The sequence below is a fragment of the Streptomyces sp. NPDC012935 genome (genome assembly GCF_042900345.1).
Taxonomy (GTDB): Bacteria; Actinomycetota; Actinomycetes; order Streptomycetales; family Streptomycetaceae; genus Streptomyces.
Window position 1 is genome coordinate 229,255 of the sequence record NZ_JBIBBC010000008.1, and the last position, 21,895, is coordinate 251,149.

The window sequence follows — 21,895 nt, forward strand, 5'->3', positions numbered from 1 at the left end:
CGGGCCGTCCGTGGTTGCTCGCGCAGTTCCCCGCGCCCCTAAAAGACAAAAGCAGGGCGTTGCCTTACTGCTTCTCCAGGAAGTGCTCCAGCGCCTCCACCACCATCCGGTGGTCCTCCAGTTGGGGCAGGCCGCTCACCGTCACTGATCCGATGACGCCCGCGCCCTCGACGTTGATGGGGAACGAGCCGCCGTGCGCCGCGTAGGTGTCGGGGTCCAGGCGGGAGGAGTCCTCGAAGGTCGTGCCCTTGGCGCGGAAGCGGGCGCCGACGACGTAGGAGGACGTGCCGTAGCGTTCCACCACCCGACGCTTGCGGGCGATCCAGGCGTCGTTGTCGGGGGTGGAGCCGGGCAGGGCCGCGTGGAAGAGCTGCTGGCCGGCCCGGTGGATGTCGATGGCGACCGGGGCCTGGCGCTCGCGGGCCATCTCGACCAGCAGGGAGCCGAGCGTCCACGCGTCCTCGTAGGTGAACTGCCGGAAGACCAGGCGGCGTTCCTGGGCCTCCAGGTCCTCCAGGGACGGGGTGATCTCCGGGTGGAACTTGGGGGTGATCTCCGGGTTGTGTGCCTTGTTGGTCATCACAGCTTCACCACCACTGCGTCGCGTGCCGAACGGTGCGCCGCTTCCAGTACGTCGAGGGCGGATGCCGCCTCCAGAGCCGTCACCGGGTTGGGGCCGCCGTCCAGCAGGGCCTTCGCCACGGCCGCATAGTAGGCGGGGTAGTCGCCGGGGAGGGTGGGTTCGGCGCGGCCGCCGCCGGTCAGCGGGGATTCGCCGGAACCGACCCGGCCCCACAGCGACTCGGGTTCCGTGCCCCAGTCCGCCGTCGTGTCCGGGCGCCGGCCCTCCCGCAGTGCCGCCTCCTGCGGGTCCAGGCCGTACTTGACGTAGCCCGCCTTGGATCCCAGCACCCGGAAACGCGGGCCCAGTTGGGCGGTCGTCGCGGAGGCGTACAGGTGGGAGCGGACGCCGTTCGCGTGCGTGAGCGCGATGAACGTGTCGTCGTCCGTCTGCGCGCCGGCGCGGCGGACGACCGCCTCGGCGTACACCTGCGTGACCGGGCCGAACAGCACCAGTGCCTGGTCGACGACATGGCTGCCGAGGTCGTAGAGCAGACCTCCGATCTCTGTCGGGTCGCCGGACTCCCGCCAGCCGCCCTTGGGCTGCGGGCGCCAGCGTTCGAAGCGGGACTCGAAGCGCCATACGTCGCCCAGTTCGCCCTCGGCCAGGAGCCGGCGCAGCGTCAGGAAGTCGTTGTCCCAGCGGCGGTTCTGGAAGACCGACAGGAGCAGGCCGCGCTCCTCGGCCAGTGCCGCCAGCTCGCGTGCCTCGGCCGCCGTGCCGGCGATCGGCTTGTCGACGACGACGGGGAGGCCCGCCTTCAGGGCGGCGGTCGCCAGCGGGACGTGCGTCTTGTTCGGGGACGCGATGACGACCAGGTCGAGGTCGTCGGCTCGGGCGAGCAGCTCGTCGGGCGTGGCGGCGACGCGTACGTCCGGGTGCTCGGTGCGGGCCTGCTTCTGCCGCTCGGGGTTCGACGTGACCACCGTGTCCAGGGCGAGCCCCTCGGTGGTGGCGATCAGCGGGGCGTGGAAGACGGAGCCTGCGAGGCCGTAGCCGACCAGGCCGACGCGGAGGGGAGTAGCACTCATGAATCCCACTTTCGCAACGCTGTTGCCAAAGTGCAAGCGCCGGGGACAATGGGGGCGTGAAGCGTGGTGTGGACAGTGGCGTGGTGGGTGGCGTGAACAGGTCGAAGGGTGGCGCCGCTGCCGGCAGCGGCAGCGGCGTCGGGCTCGGCGGCGTGAACCTGGGCGCGCTGCGTAGTCACAACACCGCGCTCGTGCTCGACCTGCTGCGCACGGCCGGTCCCGAGGGCATCAGCCGGCTCGAACTCGCCGAGCGCACCGGCCTCACCCCGCAGGCGGTCAGCAAGATCACCGCCAGGCTGCGGGAGGACGGGCTGGCGGCGGAGGCGGGGCGCCGGGCGTCGACGGGAGGCAAGCCGCGCACGGTGCTGCGGTTGGTGCCGGAGGCCGGGCACGCGGTGGGCGTGCACCTGGACCGGGACGAGCTGACGGCCGTCCTCTGCGATCTGACCGGTGCCGTGGTCGCCCGGCGCCGGACGCCGCTGGACCTCGGAGCCGGTGCGGAGACGGTCGTCCAGCGGACCGTGCGGGAGGTGGAGGAGCTGGTGGCCGGGGGCGGCCGGCCGGGTGCCGTACTCGGCGTCGGCGTAGCGCTGCCGGGGCCGCTCGACCACCGGCGCGGTGTGCTGCACCGGGTCACCGGGTTCCCGGAGTGGAACGGCTTCCCGCTGCGGGACGCGCTCGCGCGGCGCCTCTCGCTGCCGGTCGTGGTCGACAAGGACACCAACGCGGCGGCCCTCGGGCTTGCGGTGGGGGGCGCGGCTGGGGGAGGGGCGACGTCCGGCACCATGACGCCCGTCCTGGGCGGGTCAGGCACCGCCGCGACGGTCACTCCCGCCTCCGGCTCCCCCGCCCCCATCGCAGCTCCATCCGGCGCCTCCTTCGCCTACCTCCACTTCGGTGCGGGGCTCGGCGGGGGGCTCGTGATCGGGGGAGTCGTGCACCGTGGGACCCGCACCGGAGCCGGGGAGTTCGGGCATCAGGTCGTTCAGCTGGACGGCCCGCCCTGTGGGTGCGGCAACCGTGGCTGTGTCGAGGCGCTGTGCCTGGCCGCCGTGGCGCGCGGTGACCTGGCGGAGGCGGCCCGGGTGCTGGGCACGGCCGCAGGGAACCTGGTCGCGCTGCTCGACGTCGACCTCGTGCTGCTGGGCGGCCGTACGGTCGCCGCCGCGCCGGAGACCTTCGTACGCGGGGTCGCCGCCGTCCTCGACGCGCGTGCCCGGCGCGCGGGCGAGGACGCGGTGCCGGTACGGTTCGCCGCCGGCGGGGAGCGCGTGGTCGCCGAGGGGGCGGCCCAGTTGCTGCTGGCGCCGTTGTTCGGGCGGGCGGAGGGGTAGGGCGGCGGCGTTGAGGCTCAGGGCGGCGCCCTCGGTCCCGGCGGCGGGCGCCCGCTGATCGAGGACGTATGCGTCGGCGGCGTGCGCTGAGCGAGAGCCGTACGCGTTCGCGGCGCCCGCTGATCGGGGACGTATGCGTCGGCGGCGTGCGCAAAGCGAGAGCCGTACGCGTCCGCGGCGCCCGCTGATCGAGGACCGTACGCGTCGGCGGCGTGCGCTGATCGAGCGGACTTGCGAAGCCGTACGGAATGGCACCGCCCGGAAGCCGACCCGACCCGGCATGGTCATGTGTTCATGCGACTGCACTCACCCGTTTCCCTCTGCCTCGCAGCAGCCGCCCTCCTCGCCGCAGCGCCCCCGGTGCACGCGGAGCCCTCGGCCGAGCTGCCCAGCTGCGCCACCGACGACCGGGCCTTCCCTCTCACGACCCGCCTCCACGGCGGCCCCGACTCCTACGTGGCCGGCGGCGGATTCGGCACCTGGTATCTGGACCTCACCAACAAGACCGGCCGGACCTGCACCGGCATCCACCCCGTCGTCGTCCTCGTCGACGCCGAGCGAGCCCTCAAGCCGTCCCAGCCCCGCATGGAGTTCTACGGCAGCCCGAGCGGCAGTCCGAGCAGCAGCCCGAAGGGCGGCGCGGACGACGGCCCGGACCGTGCCCGCCCCCACCCCGTCCGCTTCGAGGCGACCGACGAGGACGAACTCGTCGGTGCCTTCGGCGGCTCCGGCGACTTCCCCGGCTTCACCGTCGGCCCCCGCAGGACGATCACCGTGAAGGTCCGGCTCGCCGTCACCTCGGACGCCGTACCGAACAAGGTCACCGCCAACGCGGCCGTCGTCCAGCGTCACGAGGGCGACGGCGACTGGGTCGGCCAGTCCAACGACTACCGCTTCACCATCGACGCCGACCCCGCCGACCCCAACCACCCGCCCGGTAAGGCCGAGCCGGCCGACACGACCGCCCCCACCGGCCAGACCGACCGCCAGTCCTCGGCCTCCCCGGCCGCCTCCGCCGCGGCGAACCCCTCGGCGACCCCCGGCGCCGACAACCCCCGCGGCCATCTCACCCTCGCCGACGAACTGGCCCGCACCGGGCTCACGCCCCCCGGCGCCACCTTCGCCACCACCGCGGCCCTGCTCCTGGCCGGCATCACCCTGCTCATCGCCCGGAGGCGCCGCTGAGGACGCCCGCCCCGTCTGCGACGATCCCTGCGTGGACTACCCGAACAACCAGGCCCCCGGCGCCCCCGTGCGCCAGGGCATCCCGGAGCACGGCCGGATCCCGAAGTACTACGCGGTGAAGGCCCGGCTCGACCTCCTCGTCGGCGAACTCGGCGAGGGCGACCCCCTCCCCACCGAGCGTGACCTCTCCGAGGAGTACGAGGTCGCCCGCGAGACCGTCCGGCAGGCGATCCGCGAGCTGGTGCTGGAGGGCAAGCTGCGGCGGCGGGGGCGCGGCACGGTCGTCGCCGGGCCCAAGCTCGCACAGCCCCTCTCCCTCGCCAGCTACACCGAGGGCGTACGGCGGCAGGGGCGCACCCCCGGCCGTAGCCTCGTCACCCTCGACCGCTTCCCGTGCCCCGCCGCCCTCGCCGCCGAGACCGGCCTCGTACGCGGCGAGCCCGTCTGGCACATGGAGCGCGTCCTGCTCGCCGACGACGAGCGGGTCGGCCTGGAGAGCACGTACGTCGCCGTCGCCCGGGTGCCCCGGCTGGACGCCGACTTCGACCCCGACTCCTCCTTCTACGCCTTCCTCAACGGACAGGGCATCGTCTTCGGCGACGCCGACGAGCGCCTGGAGACCGTGCTGGCCACCCCCCGCGAGGCCCTGCTCATCGGGACACCACCCGCCCTCCCGATGCTGCTGATCCACCGGGTCTCACGGGACACCGACGGGGAGCCGCTGGAGCGGGTGCGGACGCTGTTCCGGGGGGACCGGTTCTCGTTCACCACCCATCTGCGCGGCTGAAAAGTCCGGAATTCGGCCTGTTCGTCACGCCATTGGATATCACGAAAGAGTAACGGGTCTAGCCCAAACGTGATGGCCAGTTCACGCTCTCGTTGTCAGCCGGACCCTTCCGGTTACCCAATCCCGAGGAGCGTGGCCGTCGTGAGAGTGATAGTCGTCGGAGCCGGCGTGGTGGGCACCATGCACGCCTGGCAGGCAGTGGAACGCGGCCACGAGGTCGTACAGATCGAGCGCGAGGCGGAGGCTCGCGGCGCGTCGTTGCGCAACTTCGGACAGATCTGGGTGAGCGGACGCGCGGGCGGCGAGGAGCTGCAAACCGCGCTCAGGGCACGAGAGCTGTGGGAGGGGATCGGAGCCCGCGTGCCGGGCCTCGGCTTCCGGCCGAACGGCTCCCTGACTCCCGTCCGCGGCGACCTGGAGCTCGCCGTCGCCGAGGCCGCCGTGGCGCGCGAGGACGCCGCCGCCCGCGGACACAAGCTGCTGACGCCCGACGAGGCGCGCGCCGTGAACCCTGCCCTGCGCGGCGACTTCACCGCCGCCCTGTACTGCGAGCGGGACGCGGCCGTCGAGCCGCGCACCGCACAGCTCGCCCTGCGCGAGGAGCTGCTGAAGTCCCCCAACTACACCTTCGAGCCCGGCCGGGAGGTCCGTGAGGTCATCGGCGCCGGGGCCGTCCGCGACGACCACGGGGACGTCCACGGCGGCGACGTCGTAGTCCTGTGCACGGGCGCCTGGCTCGGCGGCCTGGTCCGCGAGCTGGCCGGACCCGACCTGCCCGTACGCCGCGTACGCCTGCAGATGATGCAGACCGACCCGCTGGGCGAACCGCTGACCACCTCGGTCGCCGACGCGGACAGCTTCCGCTACTACCCGGCGTACGGCTCCGCCGCCCTGGACGCGCTCGGCGCCGGGCAGCCGCAGGCCGAGACCGCCGCGGCCCACCGTATGCAGCTGCTCATGGTGCAGCGCGCCGACGGCGGGCTGACCATCGGCGACACCCACGAGTACGAGCACCCCTTCGCCTTCGACACCCTCGAGGACCCCTACGACCACCTCACCGAGGTCGTCGAGTCCTTCCTCGGCCGCCCGCTGCCGAAGATCCGGCGCCGCTGGGCCGGGGTGTACGCGCAGTGCACCGACTCCTCCCGGGTCGTGCACCGGCAGCAGGTGCGCGACGGCGTGTGGCTGGTGACCGGACCCGGCGGGCGGGGGATGACCTGCTCGCCCGCGATAGCCGAGACGACCGCGAACGAACTGGGTTGGTGACGAAGTTGACGAACAATCAGCAGACGCGGCTGGTCGTGCTCGACATGGCCGGTACGACCGTCGCCGACGGCGGCCTCGTCGAGCGGGCCTTCGCGGCGGCCTCCGCGGAACTGGGCGTCGAGCCCGGCTCCCCGGACCACGCCGACAAGCTCGCCTACGTCCGCGCCACCATGGGCGAGTCCAAGATCTCCGTCTTCCGGCATCTGTTCGGCGACGAGGAGCGGGCCCAGCGCGCCAACGCGGCCTTCGAGAAGGCGTACGGCGAACTCGTCGACGGCGGACTCGTCGCACCCGTCCCCGGCGCCCGTGAGGCCATCGAGGAACTCCAGGCCGGTGGCCGCGGCGTCGTCCTCACCACCGGTTTCGCCCGGGTCACCCAGGACGCGATCCTCGACGCGCTCGGCTGGCAGGACCTCGTCCCCCTCACCCTGTGCCCGGCCGACGCCGGGGGCCGGGGGCGGCCGTACCCCGACATGGTCCTCACCGCGCTGCTGCGGACGGCGGCCGCCGACGACGTCCGGGAGATCGCCGTCGTCGGCGACACCTCCTACGACATGCTCAGCGGCGTCCGCGCGGGCGCGGGCCTGGTCGCCGGTGTCCTGACCGGCGCGCACGACGCGGACGCGCTGCGGGCGGCGGGGGCCTCCCATATCCTCGGCTCCGTCGCGGAGTTGCCAGGAGTGCTGACATGAGCGGCATCCGCTTCGACTCCGTCAGCGTCGCCTACGACGGCAACGTCGTCCTCGGCTCCCTCGACCTCACCGTCGAGCCCGGCGAGGTCATGGCGCTGCTCGGGCCGTCCGGATCCGGCAAGACCACCGCGCTGCGGGCGGTCGCCGGGTTCGTACGGCCCGCCTCCGGGCGGGTGTTCCTCGGCGGACAGGACGTGACGGACCTGCCGCCGTACCGGCGGGGCATCGGGATGGTCGTCCAGCAGTACGCGCTGTTCCCGCACATGCGGGTCGAGGAGAACGTCGCCTTCGGCCTGAAGGCCCAGAAGGCCCCCAAGGTCTCCAAGGCCGAGATCCGCACCCGGGTCGGCGAGGCCCTGGAGATGACCGGCATGGCGGCGTACGCCCGCCGCTACCCGCGCGAGCTGTCCGGCGGCCAGCAGCAGCGCGTCGCCATCGCCCGCGCGCTCGCCATCCGCCCCGGCGTCCTCCTCCTCGACGAACCCCTCTCCGCCCTCGACGCCCGCCTGCGCTCCGGCATGCTCGCCGAACTCGCCCGACTGCACCGCGAGTTGCCGGACGTGACGATCCTTTACGTCACCCACGACCAGGTCGAGGCACTCACCCTCGCCGACCGGATCGCGGTGATGGACAGCGCCCGGCTCCAGGCCTGCGGCACCCCGCGGGAGCTGTACCGGGCGCCGGCCAACGAGTTCACCGCGTCCTTCGTCGGGAACGCCAACCTGCTGCCGGTGACGGTCGGTTCGGGCGGCGTCGCCTTCGGCGGCGGCGAGCTGAAGGTGGACACGGAGGGTGCGGCGCCGGGCGCGAAGGCGACGCTGTGCGTACGGCCCCATCTCGTCGGCCTCGGCGCCGGGCCCAACGGGCTGTCCGGGACCGTGACGGAGATCCAGTGGCGCGGTGCCACCCACCGGCTGTACGTCGAGGTCGAGGGCCACCGGGTCATCGCCGACCTGCGGGAACTGAGGGAGCCGCCGGCCCACGGCGACGAGGTGACGCTGCACTTCGCCCCGGAGGACGCGACGCTGCTGGCCGCAGGGGTGGGCCATGACTGAGGCCGTTCGTCGGCTGCGGCGCGGTGGGGGCTGGTCACGCCCGTGCGGCGGTAGCCGCAAATTCAACAGGGCCCCGCGCCCCTGGTTGGCTGCCGCCCCGCCAGTTGCCCTGCTCGCCCTTTTCTTCCTCTACCCCCTCGTTCTCGTCGTCCAGCAGTCCTTTCAGCCCGACTCCGGCGGCACGTCCTTCCAGCCGTACGCCGATGTCTTTGCCTCCGACTCCTTCCGCGAGGCGCTGTGGACCACCGTCTGGCTGGCGGCCGGGGCGACCGTGGGATGTCTGGTCCTGGGATTCGTGATCGCGCTCGTCATCGCCTTCGTGCCCTTTCCCGGGGCACGGGCGGTGGCCCGCTTCATCGACGTCTTCCTGGCCTTCCCGTCCTTCCTGATCACGCTGGCCCTGCTGTTCATCTACGGCACGGTCGGCATGGCCAACGGCCTGTGGACCGACGTCACCGGCGCGAGGGACGGCCCGTTCCAGTTCCTCACCACCCCCTGGGGCGTGCTGCTCGCCGAGATCACCTACTTCACGCCCTTCGTCGTACGGCCCCTGCTCGCGGCCTTCTCCCAGCTGGACACCGCCCAGCTGGAGGCGGCCAGTTCGCTCGGCGCGCGCCCCCTGCGCATCATCCGCCGGGTGATCCTCCCCGAGGCGCTGCCCGCCCTCGCCGCCGGCGGCAGCCTCGTGCTGGTCCTGTGCCTCAACGAGTTCGGCATCGTCCTGTTCACCGGCGCGAAAGGGGTCACGACCCTGCCGATGCTCGTCTACAGCAAGGCGATCCTGGAGTCCGACTACCCGGGCGCGTGTGTGGTCGCCGTCGTCAACGTCCTGATCTCCGTGGGCCTCTACGGCCTCTACCGGGTGGTGAGCCGCCGTGCTCGTGCATAGCCGCGGGGCCAAGTGGGCCGTATGGGCCGTCTTCCTCGTCCTGTTCCTGCCCCTGTTCGCCCTTCCGCTGCTCGTCGTCCTCGGCGCCTCCTTCGCCACCAACTGGTCGAGCGTGCTGCCCTCCGGCTTCACGACCGGCCACTACAGCGCAGCCACCCGCGGCGAGGCCCTCCAGGCCCTCACCACCAGCCTGGTCACGGCCGCCGCCGCGAGCCTGCTCGCCCTGGTCGCCGGGACCTGGGCGGCCCTCGCGGCGGCCGGGCTGAACAAGCGGTATCGCAGGGTCCTGGACGCGCTGTTCGTGCTGCCGGTCGCGGTGCCCTCGGTGGTCGTCGGCCTCGCGATCCTGGTGGCGTTCTCCCAGCCGCCGTTCCTGCTCAACGGCACCCGCCAGATCGTGATCCTCGCCCACACCGTCCTGGTCACCGCCTTCGCCTACCAGTCCGTGTCCGCAGCCCTCGCCCGCCTCGACCCGGCGTACGAACAGGCCGCCGCATCCCTCGGCGCCCGGCCCGCGTACGTGCTGTGGCGGGTCAGGCTCCCCCTCCTCCTGCCGTCCCTCACCGCTGCCGCCGGCCTCTGCTTCGCCCTGTCCATGGGCGAGTTGAGCGCCACGATGATGCTCTACCCGCCCGACTGGACCCCGCTGCCCGTCCTGATCTACGCGGCCACCGACCGCGGTGCCCTCTTCTCCGGCTCCGCCCTCGCGGTGGTCCTCATGGCGGCGACGCTGCTCGCGCTGTTCGCCGTCTCCCGCATCCGCACCCGAGCCTCGTACCGCTGACCCGCAGCCCCGGCCCGCCCCGCTGATCCAGCTCGCAAGAACCCTCAACGCGCAAGGAGTTCCTCCGCCATGCCCAGAAACACCCTCAAGCTCGCGACAGCCCTCTCCCTCCTCGCCACCCCGGTCCTGGCCGCCTGCGGCGGCAACTCCGCCGCCGCCGACGAGAAGGTCGTCACCGTCTACAGCGCCGACGGCCTCAAGGGCGAGAAGGGCGACGGCTGGTACGACCGGATCTTCAAGGACTTCGAGAAGCAGACCGGCATCAAGGTCGAGTACGTCGAGGGCGGCTCGGGCGAGATGGTGCAGCGCGCCGCCCGCGAGAAGCGCAACCCGCAGGCCGATGTGATCGTCACGCTCCCGCCCTTCATCCAGCAGGCCGACGGCAAGGGCCTGCTGCAGAAGTACGCCCCGAAGGGCTCCGACCAGGTCAGCGCCGCCGACAAGGCCGCCGACGCGACCTGGACCTCGGTCGTGAACAACTACTTCGGGTTCATCTACAACAAGAACGAGCTGAAGCAGGCGCCCACCACGTGGGAGGAGCTGCTGGAGGGCAAGTACAAGAACAAGCTCCAGTACTCCACCCCGGGCGTCGCCGGCGACGGAACGGCCGTGCTCATCAAGGCCATGCACGACTTCGGCGGCGAGAAGCCCGCCATGGACTATCTCCGGGGGCTCCAGGCCAACAACGTCGGCCCCTCCGCCTCCACCGGCAAGCTGGCGCCCAAGGTCGACAAGGGTGAACTGCTCGTCGCCAACGGTGACGTCCAGATGAACTTCGCCCAGTCCAAGACCATGCCGAACCTCGGCATCTGGTTCCCTGCGAAGGACGGCGGCAAGCCCACCACCTTCGCCCTGCCCTACGCCGCCGGTCTCGTCACCGACGCCCCCCACACCGAGAACGGCAGGAAGCTCCTCGACTTCATGCTGAGCCAGAACGCCCAGAAGCAGGTCAGCGAGATCGGCGGCGGCTTCAGCGCCCGCCAGGACGTCAAGGCCACCGACGCCAACGCCACCGCGCTCGCCGAGATCATCGACGGCGTCGAGGTCTTCGAGCCCGACTGGGACGACATCGACAAGAACCTGACCTCGTACGTCGACGCCTGGAAGTCGGCCACCGACAGCTGACCCACGACAGCCGGCCCACCCCGTACGGACCGCTCCACGCAACGCCCCTGGCACCACACCGGGGGCGTCGCCATGCCCGCTCGCACCCGCTCAGGAGGATCACGTGACGTCACACCTGTCCCGCCGCACCGTCCTCACCACCACCACGGCGACCGCCGCCACCCTGGCACTCGGCGCCTCCACCGCGCCCGGCGCGCACGCCCTGCCCACGCTCCCGAACGGCACCAGCAACGACAAGGTGCTAGTCATCGGCATGGACGGCCTGCGGCACGACCGCATCGACGCGGCCAATGCCCCGCACCTCAAGGCCATGATGAGCGAGGGCACGTACGGCACCTCGCTGCTGTACTCGGGCCCGATGGCCGCCACCTCCTCGGGCCCCGGCTGGTCCACCATCGCCACCGGCGTGTGGCCCGACAAGCACGGCGTGAAGGACAACACCTTCATCGGCAAGAACTACGCCCGCTACCCCGGCTTCCTCGCCCGCCTCGCCCAGGTCCGGCCCGCCCTGTCCACCTACGCCGCCGTCGACTGGAAGCCCCTGGACACCCAGGGCACCGTCACCCCCGGCGCGGACGCGAAGCTGGTCCTCGACGGCGACGCCGACGGCTACACCGGGCACGACGCCACCATCGCCGCCGAGACCGAGGCGCTCCTGCGCAACCAGAACCCGGACGTCCTGTTCGTCTACTTCGGCCAGTCCGACATCGTGGGCCACAACCAGGGCGCGGGCAGCCAGGCCTACCTGGACCAGATCGCCGTCCAGGACGCGTTCGTCGGCCGGCTGCGTGCCGCGATCAAGGCCCGGCCCAGCTATGCCACCGAGCGCTGGACGGTCATCGTGGCCACCGACCACGGCCACACGGACCCGGGCGGCCACGGCGGGTCCTCGATCGAGGAGCGGCGCACGTTCGTCCTCGCCACCGGCCCCGGCATCGCCGCGGGCGCCCGCCCGATCGACACCCGGTTGGTCGACGTCGCACCCACCGTCTTCCGGCAGCTCGGCATCCCCGTCGACCCCGCCTGGGGCCTGGACGGCAAGCCGGTCCAGGAGCGCTCCGGCGACCCCTTCGACGCTCTCACCCTGTCCACCCGCACGGACGAGACGGGCATCCCGTCGTCCGTCCGCGGCTACACCCACACCCCGCCGAGCGGCTGGTCCGTCATCAACAACGCCATGGGCACCGGCGGCATGACCGAGTGGCGCGGCTGGGCGTTCGCCACCGACGAGTTCTGGTCCCGCACCCAGCGCGACCAGTGGCGTGAGCTCAACGTCCGCGCCCGCGGCGTCTTCGCGGTCGCCGACTCCGACGAGTGGGCCGACAAGAGCTTCTCCGGCACGTACGACTCGACCCTGGTCACCCCCGCCTACGACGTCACCGGGAAGACGAAGGTGCGGCTGGACTTCACGACCCTCTACCGGCAGGAGGGCTCCCAGACGGCCCGGATCCTCGCGTCCTTCAACGGCGGCACGCCCACCGTCGTCAAGAGCTACACCTCGGACGTCGTCTCGCAGCCGCAGTCCGTTTCCGTCGACGTCCCCTCCGGGGCCTCCAGCGTGAGCTTCCGGTTCCGCTACACCGGGTCCAACAACTGGTACTGGGTGATCGACGGGGTCAGGATCAGCCACTCCTGACTACTCTGGGGGCGTCGGTACGCCGTGGTTCCGGCGCCCCAGCTCATCCCGTACGCAGGCCAGGAGCAGAGCAACATGGCAGACCCCAAGCCCATCGAGTCTTGGCTCACCGACATGGACGGCGTGCTCATCCACGAGGGCATTCCGATTCCCGGCGCCGACGCCTTCATCAAGAGGCTCCGCGAGTCCGGCAAGCCCTTCCTCGTCCTCACCAACAACTCGATGTACACCCCGCGCGACCTGCACGCCCGGCTGAACCGCATGGGCCTGGAGGTGCCGATCGAGAACATCTGGACCTCGGCGCTGGCCACCGCCAAGTTCCTCGACGTGCAGCGCCCGGGCGGCTCGGCGTACGTCATCGGCGAGGCCGGCCTGACCACCGCGCTGCACGACATCGGGTACATCCTCACCGACCACGACCCGGACTACGTCGTCCTCGGCGAGACCCGCACCTACTCCTTCGAGGCCATGACCAAGGCGGTCCGGCTGATCAACGCCGGCGCCCGTTTCATCTGCACCAACCCCGACGAGACGGGTCCGTCGACCGAGGGGCCGCTGCCCGCGACCGGTGCCGTCGCCGCGCTGATCACCAAGGCGACCGGCAAGCAGCCGTACTTCGCGGGCAAGCCGAACCCGCTGATGATGCGGACCGGCCTGAACGCCATCGGGGCGCACTCCGAGTCCAGTGCCATGATCGGCGACCGCATGGACACCGACGTGCTGGCCGGCATGGAGGCCGGGATGCAGACGTTCCTGGTGCTCACCGGACTGACCCGGCCCGAGCAGGTGGAGAACTTCCCGTACCGGCCCTCCAAGGTCGTGGACTCCATCGCGGACCTCGTCGACCGGATCTGAAACCCGGAGGCGGGGAAACGGGGCGCAACACGACCCGTACGGAGCAGTGCGGCCCCGCTGAGGATGCGGGGCCGATGCCCCGGGGGGAGTCTCCAGGTAACTGGAGGTTCACGATGGGATCACTGCGGGTCACTCTCTGTGCGATGGCCGCTCTGGGCGCGGTCGCCGCCACTCCGGCGGCATACGCGGCGGACGGGGGTGTCTCGGTCAGCCCGTCGTCTCCCCGCCCGGGCGGGGACATCGCGCTGCGAGTGAGCGGATGCCCGGAGCGGGCCGCCAAGGCCGTCTCCGAGGCGTTCGTCGCCGACGCCCGCCTCACCGTCGGGGCCGACGGCACCCTCACCGGCGAGAGCCGCGTCCGCTCCACGCTCAAGGCGGGCACGTACGACGTGACGGTCGCCTGCGGGGAGGCGTCACGCACGGGCGCGGTCACGGTCGCAGGACCGCAGGGCGCGCGGCACGGGGCGCAGCCGTCGGGTCACGCCTCGCCGGTGGCGCCCGTCCCCGCCGGCGGCGGCGGCACCGCCCGGCTCGCCGTCGTGGACGCCCGTGAGGCCGGGCCCGGCACGGCGCACACCGTGACCGGGCTGATCCTCGCCGGCGTCGCCGCGACCGCCGTGGCGCTGCGCAGTGCCCGCCGCAGCCGCGAGCAGCGCAGGCCGCACTGACCATGTCCGAGCACGAACGCCCCGCCTACGGGGGCGGCCTGCTCATGGGCGTGGCCTGGACCGTGCTGCTGCTCGGACTGTGGCTTTGGGGGCGCGAGGTCACCGACGTACAGCAGGGCATGTCCGCCCCGGTGGCCGGCGACGTCGCCGCCGTCGGCCGGCCTCCGCAGGTGGACCTGCCGCCCGCCGCACGCCCGCTGGGCGACGCGCTGCCGCAACGCCTCGACATTCCCGGGCTCGGCATCCAGGCACCCGTGGTCGCCCGGGGCCTCGACCGGCAGGGCGCCATCGATCCACCGCCCTACGTCCAGGCCGGCGACGTCGGCTGGTACGCGGCGGGTGTCAAGCCCGGGGCCGCCGGTGCCGCGCTGATGGTGGGTCACGTGGACACCGAGCGCCGGCCGGCCGTGTTCCACCGTCTGCGTGCCCTGAAGCCGGGCGCGATCGTGCGGGTGCTCCGCGACGACGGCAAGGTCGCCGAGTTCACCGTGGACGACGTCGACATCGTCCCCCGCAACCGCTTCGACGCCCATCAGGCCTACGGCACCCACCATGAGGGCCGCGCCGAACTGCGCCTGCTCACCTGCGGCGGCACCTTCGACCGCACGACCCGCACCTACACGGCGAACGTGATCGTGTCGGGGTATCTCACGGGGTCGGGGCTGTGACGGCCGTGGCCGTTCACCTGGCCCGGCCGACGACCGCTCCCCCGAAGTCGCCGACCGGGCTGGTCCTCGACCGCGCGCGCACGGGCTGCGGGAGTAACCCGGCGACCGGCGCGGGAGGCTTTGTGTGACCAGAGTTGGGGGGCTCGTCCGACCGGGGGCTGGGGTCGTCCGGAAATGACTCTAGAGCGGATGGCGGCCGCGGCCTAGAGGAAGTTCGCGGGGCTACACGAGTCCCTCGTCGTCCTCACGCCCGGCCTCCCGGCGCAGTTCGGCGTCGTCCACGACCCGGTCGATGACCTCCTGCGCGACCCGGTCCAGCGGCAGCCGGCGCCGGCGCGCGTACTGCCGCATCGCCACGAAGGCATGGTCGGCGGGAGTGTGCCAGCGCTCGGCGAGCATGCCCTTGGCCTGTTCGATGCGCACCCTGCTGGACAGCGCCTGCTGCAACTGACCGGCGAGAGTGCGGCACTGGACGTACGTCGTGTTGTTCTCCAGACCCAGGGCCGCGCAGTCGGCGATGAGCTGGGCCAGTCGCAGCGTCGTACCGTCCTCGGCCGGGGAGCCGCCGGTGCGGTCGGCGCCGAAGACGTTGAGCGCGCCGAGCAGCCGGTCCCGGCGGCGCAGCGGGACCGCGTACGTCGTACCGATGCCGTGGGCGAGCGCCCGCTCCGTGAACTCGGGCCAGCGGGAGTCCGTCCGGGCCGCCCCGATCGAGACCGGCGGCACCGCTCGCCCGGAGCTGTAGCTGTCCAGACAGGGCCCGCCGCCGTACTGGGCCCGCAGCAGCTCCAGGGCGACCTCCCGCTGCGCGCCGCCCGCCGCCAGCGACACCGCCCGGCCGTCGTCGATCAGCATGAACCCCGCGCCCCGTGCGGCCAGCAACCCCACGCAGTGGTCGGCGACGCCCGTTAAGTAGTGGGCGGTTTCGAAGTCGTCGACGAGCGTGTCCGCCGACTCCACCAATGCCTCCGCCAGCCGGATCTCCCGGGTGCCTTGGTGCATGACCGCACCCTCCCCTTCCCCTGTCGCCCGTTTTCCCCTGTCGTTGTGGCAGCCGTCATAGTGGCTGTAACAGCTCCCCGACAAGGCTCGGCGAACTCGTGTGCCCCACGACACGTATGTCAGGATTGAGACTTGGAACAGTGCACCCGAGGGGGAGCTGGATGTACCTGAACAGGGGGGCCTGGCGGGGGGCTCGCGCGCGGACGTCCGCGGTGGTGCTGGGGGCGGCACTGCTGATGGCGGGCTGTTCGTCCGCCGGGGACGGCGACGACCCCGATGACAACGCCGGCGCCGGAATCAGTCAACAGCCCAAGGAGACCGACCCGTTCTGGGTGAACCCGGACGGGAACGCGGCCGAGCAGGTGGCGGCCTACATGAAGGCGGGCAAGAAGGAGGACGCCGAGGAGATCCGCAAGATAGCGGAGCAGCCCACGGGCGAGTGGATCGGCCCGGAGAGCCCGGAGGAGGAGGCACGCGGCTTCACCGAGGCCGCCGACAAGGCGGGCCGTACGGCCCTGCTGGTCCTCTACAACATCCCGCACCGCGACTGCGGCCAGTACTCCCAGGGCGGCGCCGCCGACGGCAACGCCTACCGGACCTGGATCGACGGTGTGGCCAAGGGCATCGGTGACCGGGACACGACGGTGATCCTGGAGCCGGACGCGGTACTGCACCTGGTCGACGGCTGCACCCCCGGCGAGTTCCACGAGGAGCGCTACGACCTCCTCAAGGGCGCCATCACCAAGCTCAAGTCCCTGAAGAACACCAAGGTCTACGTCGACGCGGGCAACGCCGGCTGGGGCCACCCCGACCAGATCTTCGAGCCCCTGAAGCGGGCAGGCATCGACCAGTCCGACGGGTTCTCCGTCAACGTCTCCAACTTCTACACGACCGAGGACTCGATCAAGTACGGCAAGGAGCTCTCCACCAAGGTGGGCAACAAGCCGTTCGTCATCGACACCAGCCGCAACGGCAACGGCCCCTACATCGAGGGCAACCCGGACGAGCGCTGGTGCAACCCGCCGGGCCGCGCCCTGGGGGAGACGCCCACGACCAAGACCGCCGACCCGCTGGTCGACGCATACGTGTGGGTCAAGCGCCCGGGCGAGTCGGACGGCGAGTGCAAGGGCGGCCCGAAGGCGGGCGAGTGGTGGGCCCAGTACGCCTTGGGTCTCGCGAAGGCCAGCAAGTAGCTCCTACGTGCATTGGGGGCGCCCTCCGTCGTGGAGGGCGCCCCCAATTGCGTGTCCGCTACGGGACCCTGACCCACTGCGCCTTGCTCGGCGTGCCCTGGTCGTCCGTCACGAAGAGCATGTACCAGCCTGACGGAACCAGGTTCCGGTTCGTCGGCACATCCACCGTGATCTTGTCACCGGACTTCTTGAAGTCCAGCTTCACCGACCGCTGGTCCACGTCCGTGACATGCGTCGACGCGCTCGGCCGCATCAGCCGTACGTTCTCGATGGACGAGGCGTGCTGCGAGGTGAACGTGCCCGTCCCGCCCCGCTTGATGGTCTGCGGACCACCCGACAGCGACGGCTGCGCGTCCCGGTACAGATACGGCGGCGTGTAGATCTCGATCCGCTGCTCGAACTTGCCCGGCTTGGTGTTGGCCTTGTCGGCGTAGAGCGAGTCGGAGCCGAAGAACATCACACGGCCGTCGGGCAGCAGGATCGACCCCGAGTGGTAGTTGCGGCCCACCAGCGGGTCGGCGACCCGGTCGAGGGCCTTCGCCCCGGGGCGGTAGAGATGCGCCTGGAGGATGTTGGAGTCGCCGCGGCCCCGGTAGTCCTCCGAGCCACCCGACACCAGCACGGTGTCGTCCGGCAGCACCGAAGCCTGCGGATACCGGGTGCCCTTCTCCAGCGAAGGCCCGTCCACGAACTTCGGACTGCCGGCCTTCAGGTCGATCAGCCGCGTCTTCTCGCTCGCCTCCTTGGACTCGCCGACGCCACCGCCGCCGATCACCATGTACTTCTCGTCCTGCGCCGGCGGCAGCAGCACGGTGCCGGAGGTCTCCAGCAGCTTCGGGTCGCTCAGTCCGGGCAGCTTGCTGAACTTGTTGGTCTCGACGTCCCAGATGCCGGGGTCGCGGCCCACGTCGTCGGGACCGTAGCCCGCGTTCGAACCCGAGTAGAAGATCTTGCCGTTCTCCAGCGGGAACAGCGCCGGGTACGTCGGGAACTGCCGCACCTTCGTCAGGTACGTCCACTTCTTGGTCTTCGGGTCGTACACCTCGTTCTTGCCCGGCACCAGCTGGCCGATGTCGTCGAGGCCGGAGACGCTGAGGATCTTGCCGTTGCCCAACGTGGTGAGCGTCGGGTACCAGCGGGCCTCGTGCATCGGGTCGACCTTGATGTACTTCTCGGCGACCGGGTCGAACTCGTAGGCGTCCCGGATCCCCTGGAAGTCCTTCTTGTCCAGGGCGAGCTTCTGCGCGATGCCGTACGTGTTGCGTGCGTCGGCGCCGGTCAGGCCCTGGACCCGGTAGTTGTCCTGGGTGCCGGTCTCGTGCTTGGCGCCCTTCTTCTGCGCCTCGACGTAGATCCGGCCGAGACCGGGGTCGTTGCGCAGGAACTCGCCGGTCGCCTTGTCGAAGACCTTCTTCGCGCGCGGCACCAGCACCGGGTCCTTGGAGACGAACGTCTTGCCGTTCTCCTTGCCGGTGAACTTGGTGCCCGCGGGCAGCGTGATCGGCTCGTCCGGGTTCTCGTTGTGGACGATCATCAGGCCGCCGGCCTTGGTGACGTCACCCTTGAGCTTCTCGTACCGCTTCGTACCGCCCGCGATCAGCAGGTTGCCGTTGGACAGCTGGGTGTGGCCGGTGCAGAACAGGTCGTTCGGCGTCGGCACCTTCTTGATCGTGCCCTTGACCGGGTCCCAGATCCGGGTGTCGTACTTCTTCGCGTCGAAGTTGTCCTGATTGTTGCCCGAGCCCGCGATGAGCAGCACCTTGCCGGTGTGCAGGAGCGCCGCGTGGATCGTGTTGAGGCGGTACTCCTCGGGGAATTCGACGATCTCCCACTTGCCGTTCTCGGCTTTGTACTCGGGCTTGTTGATTTGGTACTGGTGGTATTTCTCGGTGCCGACGCGATACAGCCACGGCCCGTTCATTCCGGCCAGCGCGAGCACCACCGCCGTACCTATCGCGAGTCGACGGGCGCGGCGGCGGCCTGCACGGTCGTTCATTCCTTACGTCCCCCAAGTCCACCAAGGGCAATCTGCATGGTCTGGTCGGTGCCGCTGCCGGAGGCGGCCCAACTCGGTTTGTGCTGCGGCGCGTGCGCCGCGTGCGGGGCAGGGGACGCGTGCTGCGCGGGCAGCGGTTGCGTCTCCGGCTGATACGGGGCGGCCTGGGCCGGCGCGGGCTGCGCCGGGACCGCCTCGGCGGGCTTCTTCTTCTCCTGCCGCAGCATGTAGCGCCAGGCGAAGATCGGCGTCGCGGTGATCAGCATGGCGAACGTCGCCCAGATGATCATCGCCGGGTGCGCGTGCCCGTACACGAAACCGGCGGTGATCGAGGCGCCGAAGATCCCGATGAAGTACCAGTGGTACCGGAAGGTCCCGAACCACCGGTCGGGGCTCGCGGAATCGCCCTTGGGGGTGACCACGAACTTGCTCTTCTTACGCAGCGCGGAGTCGATGAGCGCCTTCGCGTACAGCGGCGCCGACAGCGCGGACATCACCATGCCGGCCACACCGCCGGAGCCCTCGGGCTCGTGCGGTGAGACGTTGTGGCGGCGGTTCCAGACGTACAGGCCGATCTGGAGCGCGGAGGCGTTGCCGTAGAGCATCAGCCAGATCGTCGGGTCGATGTTCACACCCGAGGCGCCCAAGCCCAGGAACAGCGCACAGCTCAGCGCCGCCAGGATCCAGTTCAGGGCCGACATCGGGTAGAAGATGATCATCATCGTGTAGTTGAAGAGCTTGCTCGGCGGCAGCGAGTACCAGCCCTTCCAGTACTGCTTGAGGATCGTCTCGTACGTCCCTCGCGACCAGCGCATCTGCTGGGTGAAGAAGTCCGTCCAGGCGCTGGGGCCCTCACCGACGGCCAGCACGTCCGGCGTGTAGACCGAGCGCCACTTCTTGCCCGTCGCCGGGTTCTTGTGGCGGTGGATCTCGAAACCGGTCGCCATGTCCTCGGTGATCGAGTCGTACAGACCGCCGATCTGCTTGAGCGCCTTGATGCGTACGGCGTTCGACGTACCCACGAACATCGGGGCGCCGTAGCGGTTGCCGGCGCGCTGGATGAGGGCGTGGAAGAGGAACTGCTGTGACTCGGCGGCCTTGGTGACGAAGTTGTCGTAGTTGCCGTACACCTGCGGGCCGATGACGAAGCCGATGTTCGGGTCGCGGAAGAAGCCGAGCATCCGCTCCAGGTAGTTCGGCAGCGGCACGTGGTCGGTGTCGACGGAGGCGAAGAAGTCGTAGTCGTCGCCGTGCGCGTCCAGCCAGGCGTTGTAGTTGCCGTGCTTGGTCTTGGCGCGGTGCGGGCCCTTGGCCTGGTTCCACTTGGCGACGCCCTTGCGGGAGAAGTGGTGCACGCCGAGCCGCTTGCAGACCTCCTTGACCTCCGGGTCGTCGCCCTCGTCGAGCAGCCAGATGTGCAGAAGGCCCCGGTGGCGCAGCTTGACGGCCGCCTCCAGGGTCTTCGTCACCATCTCCAGCGGCTCCTTGCCGGGCACGAAGGAGGTCAGGAAGGCCACTCTCGTGCCGGTCTCGGGAACCACCGGGACCGGGTCGCGGGCGACCAGCGTGGCGTGCGCGTTCGACAGCACGTTCATGCAGCGGAAGAACTCGATCAGACCGATCGAGACGAGCATCACGATGTCGAGCGCGGGCAGGAAGTCGAAGGCGGGATAGTCGCGTTCGGTCCAGTGCTCGGGCTGCAGCAGCCAGAACAGCAGGACCAGCGACAGCAGCGGAGCTGCCGCCAGCATGAGCGCGACTCTGATCCGGTGCGGCTCCTGCGAGATCAGTGAGCGGTACTCGACCCGGTACGGCTTGTTCGGGTCGGGCTGGGTGAGGGGGCCGGCCAGCCGGCTGTAGTGCTCGTAGTCGTACTTCGGCAGCGTCTTCTTGATCCGGCGGAACGCGCCGGTCCGGGTTTGCGAAGGCACCCTTAGCTGGGTGGTCTGAGACGGGTCGAAGTTCTGCCGGGCGCCCGTCGGCGTCGACGTCATGAGTCATCCCCCCACACGCGGGTAACCCCACGTGTCTGTCGGTTCCTTGACGACTGTTCCGGTCCCCCTCGACCTTCACAGACGTATCAGTGGTGGGCCGCAGTCACCACGTCTTCCACACCTTAGACATGGAACAGCGACCTTCCGGTTGCATCATGCCCCCCTCGGCATGCGGTCATGAACGGGGCCCCTACCCCCGGCGAAAACCGGCAACCGGCTCCTTGCCCCCCAACTGCCGCGTATCCGCAGCATCTTGAAAAACCAATCACCAGAGTTCTACGCCGTTCCGCATGATCGCAAGATGCGAAACGAGGTGTTTACCGGTCATACGCGTTCATTGTGGCACCTGTGGGGGTGTTGTGTACCCGTCGTGGATACCCGTGCGCGGATGTTGCCGAAGTGCTCCCGTATGGCCCCCTCTGCCCGTATCGCATCGCCCGACCGCACCGCGTCCACGATCTCCCGGTGCTGCCGGCACGTGACCAGCGGATCCTGCGGGGCACCCCCGAGATCGGTGTGGACGCGGTGGAAGGCGTCCCAGAACGCCTCCATGACCTCACCCAGCAGCGCGTTGTCCAGCCCCCGGTAGAGGGTGGCGTGAAACGCCCGGTCGGTCTCGGCGATGCCGTCACCGCCGCGCGCGGCCTGCTCCTCCATACGGTCGACGAGCGCATCCAGTTCAATGAGGTCGGCATCCGGGATCCGCCCCGCGAGCCGGGACACCAGTCCCGTCTCCACTGCTTCGCGCAGTTGCACCAGCTGGAGCAGGGTGTCCTCGCCCCGGTAGTGCCCGGCGACCGTGCGGAAGGCGAGGCCCTCGATCATCGGCGCCAGCGACATGGTCCCGACATACGTGCCGAAGCCGTGCCGGATCTCGACGATGCCCATCGCCTGCAACCCCTTGAGCGCCTCGCGCACGGAGTTGCGGCTGGCACCCAGATGAGCCATCAGTTTGGGCTCCGTCGGCAGCGGGGCCCCGGAGGCCAGCCGGCGGTCGATGATGAGCTTCTTGATCCGCTCCTGGAGGTCACGCGCTGCCATGGCCAGAGAGTATCCGGCCAAACACGGGAAGAGCCCCCCGCTTGCACGAGGGGCTTCCACTGCCTGTGCACC

General features: G+C 70.7%; 20 protein-coding genes. 14 read left to right on the forward strand and 6 right to left on the reverse strand.

Annotation, left to right across the window (positions count from 1 at the left end; genetic code table 11):
• Positions 1-64 precede the first annotated feature (64 nt).
• Together ACFY5C_RS21375 and ACFY5C_RS21380 are read right to left on the reverse strand one after the other, a co-directional pair.
• Positions 65-580 carry a heme-degrading domain-containing protein gene (locus tag ACFY5C_RS21375; protein WP_389446432.1) on the reverse strand — a complete coding sequence of 172 codons (516 nt, stop codon included), beginning with the start codon at positions 578-580 and terminating at the stop codon, positions 65-67.
• Entirely contained in the window at positions 580-1,653 is a 1,074-nt protein-coding gene (locus ACFY5C_RS21380) for a Gfo/Idh/MocA family oxidoreductase (protein ID WP_389446434.1), read from the reverse strand. The genes ACFY5C_RS21375 and ACFY5C_RS21380 overlap by 1 nt, the downstream gene beginning before the upstream one ends.
• 92 nt (positions 1,654-1,745) lie before the next feature.
• Here ACFY5C_RS21380 and ACFY5C_RS21385 point away from each other — a divergent pair, with 92 nt between their 5' ends.
• From ACFY5C_RS21385 to ACFY5C_RS21445, 13 genes are all read left to right on the forward strand, one after another.
• A complete protein-coding gene (locus ACFY5C_RS21385; RefSeq protein WP_389446692.1) occupies positions 1,746-2,987 on the forward strand; it encodes an ROK family protein in 1,242 nt (413 codons plus the stop codon).
• Positions 2,988-3,281: 294 nt separating this feature from the next.
• A complete protein-coding gene (locus tag ACFY5C_RS21390; RefSeq protein ID WP_389446436.1) occupies positions 3,282-4,172 on the forward strand; it encodes a hypothetical protein in 891 nt (296 codons plus the stop codon).
• Positions 4,173-4,203: 31 nt separating this feature from the next.
• Positions 4,204-4,959, forward strand: a complete 756-nt coding sequence (locus tag ACFY5C_RS21395) for a GntR family transcriptional regulator (RefSeq protein WP_389446438.1) — start codon at positions 4,204-4,206, stop codon at positions 4,957-4,959.
• A 141-nt stretch (positions 4,960-5,100) separates the two neighbouring features.
• Positions 5,101-6,225, forward strand: a complete 1,125-nt coding sequence (locus tag ACFY5C_RS21400) for a TIGR03364 family FAD-dependent oxidoreductase (RefSeq protein ID WP_389446440.1) — start codon at positions 5,101-5,103, stop codon at positions 6,223-6,225.
• Positions 6,222-6,917: a phosphonatase-like hydrolase gene (locus ACFY5C_RS21405; protein WP_389446441.1), complete on the forward strand. Its 696-nt coding sequence runs from the start codon at positions 6,222-6,224 to the stop codon at positions 6,915-6,917. Before ACFY5C_RS21400 ends, ACFY5C_RS21405 begins: the two co-directional genes overlap by 4 nt.
• Positions 6,914-7,972 (forward strand): ABC transporter ATP-binding protein, encoded by a 1,059-nt coding sequence (locus ACFY5C_RS21410; protein WP_389446443.1) that lies wholly within the window; start codon positions 6,914-6,916, stop codon positions 7,970-7,972. The genes ACFY5C_RS21405 and ACFY5C_RS21410 overlap by 4 nt, the downstream gene beginning before the upstream one ends.
• On the forward strand, positions 7,965-8,861 hold the full coding sequence (locus tag ACFY5C_RS21415) for a 2-aminoethylphosphonate ABC transporter permease subunit (protein ID WP_389446445.1): 897 nt from the start codon (positions 7,965-7,967) through the stop codon (positions 8,859-8,861). Before ACFY5C_RS21410 ends, ACFY5C_RS21415 begins: the two co-directional genes overlap by 8 nt.
• The gene (locus ACFY5C_RS21420; protein WP_389446447.1) at positions 8,848-9,645 is read left to right on the forward strand and encodes an ABC transporter permease; all 798 of its coding nucleotides are present in this window, start codon (positions 8,848-8,850) and stop codon (positions 9,643-9,645) included. The genes ACFY5C_RS21415 and ACFY5C_RS21420 overlap by 14 nt, the downstream gene beginning before the upstream one ends.
• Before the next feature lie 69 nt (positions 9,646-9,714).
• Positions 9,715-10,770, forward strand: a complete 1,056-nt coding sequence (locus ACFY5C_RS21425; protein ID WP_389446449.1) for a 2-aminoethylphosphonate ABC transporter substrate-binding protein — start codon at positions 9,715-9,717, stop codon at positions 10,768-10,770.
• Positions 10,771-10,873: 103 nt separating this feature from the next.
• Positions 10,874-12,406, forward strand: coding sequence for an alkaline phosphatase family protein (locus ACFY5C_RS21430; RefSeq protein WP_389446451.1), 1,533 nt, complete (start codon positions 10,874-10,876; stop codon positions 12,404-12,406).
• Between the two features lie 75 nt (positions 12,407-12,481).
• On the forward strand, positions 12,482-13,261 hold the full coding sequence (locus ACFY5C_RS21435; protein WP_389446453.1) for an HAD-IIA family hydrolase: 780 nt from the start codon (positions 12,482-12,484) through the stop codon (positions 13,259-13,261).
• A 113-nt stretch (positions 13,262-13,374) separates the two neighbouring features.
• Complete coding sequence (locus tag ACFY5C_RS21440) at positions 13,375-13,929, forward strand: hypothetical protein (RefSeq protein WP_389446454.1); 555 nt, start codon at positions 13,375-13,377, stop codon at positions 13,927-13,929.
• 2 nt (positions 13,930-13,931) lie between these two features.
• Positions 13,932-14,597, forward strand: coding sequence for a class F sortase (locus ACFY5C_RS21445; RefSeq protein WP_389446455.1), 666 nt, complete (start codon positions 13,932-13,934; stop codon positions 14,595-14,597).
• Between the two features lie 222 nt (positions 14,598-14,819).
• On the opposite strand, the gene ACFY5C_RS21450 is transcribed toward ACFY5C_RS21445, so the two are convergent.
• On the reverse strand, positions 14,820-15,599 hold the full coding sequence (locus tag ACFY5C_RS21450) for a GAF and ANTAR domain-containing protein (RefSeq protein ID WP_389446456.1): 780 nt from the start codon (positions 15,597-15,599) through the stop codon (positions 14,820-14,822).
• Between the two features lie 161 nt (positions 15,600-15,760).
• Here ACFY5C_RS21450 and ACFY5C_RS21455 point away from each other — a divergent pair, with 161 nt between their 5' ends.
• Positions 15,761-16,792, forward strand: a complete 1,032-nt coding sequence (locus ACFY5C_RS21455) for a glycoside hydrolase family 6 protein (protein WP_389446457.1) — start codon at positions 15,761-15,763, stop codon at positions 16,790-16,792.
• A gap of 58 nt (positions 16,793-16,850) precedes the next feature.
• On the opposite strand, the gene ACFY5C_RS21460 is transcribed toward ACFY5C_RS21455, so the two are convergent.
• From ACFY5C_RS21460 to ACFY5C_RS21470, 3 genes are all read right to left on the reverse strand, one after another.
• Entirely contained in the window at positions 16,851-18,788 is a 1,938-nt protein-coding gene (locus tag ACFY5C_RS21460) for a galactose oxidase-like domain-containing protein (protein ID WP_389446458.1), read from the reverse strand.
• Positions 18,785-20,782: a glycosyltransferase family 2 protein gene (locus ACFY5C_RS21465; protein ID WP_389446459.1), complete on the reverse strand. Its 1,998-nt coding sequence runs from the start codon at positions 20,780-20,782 to the stop codon at positions 18,785-18,787. Before ACFY5C_RS21465 ends, ACFY5C_RS21460 begins: the two co-directional genes overlap by 4 nt.
• Positions 20,783-21,106: 324 nt before the next feature.
• Positions 21,107-21,823 (reverse strand): FadR/GntR family transcriptional regulator, encoded by a 717-nt coding sequence (locus ACFY5C_RS21470; protein WP_389446460.1) that lies wholly within the window; start codon positions 21,821-21,823, stop codon positions 21,107-21,109.
• Positions 21,824-21,895 lie beyond the last annotated feature (72 nt).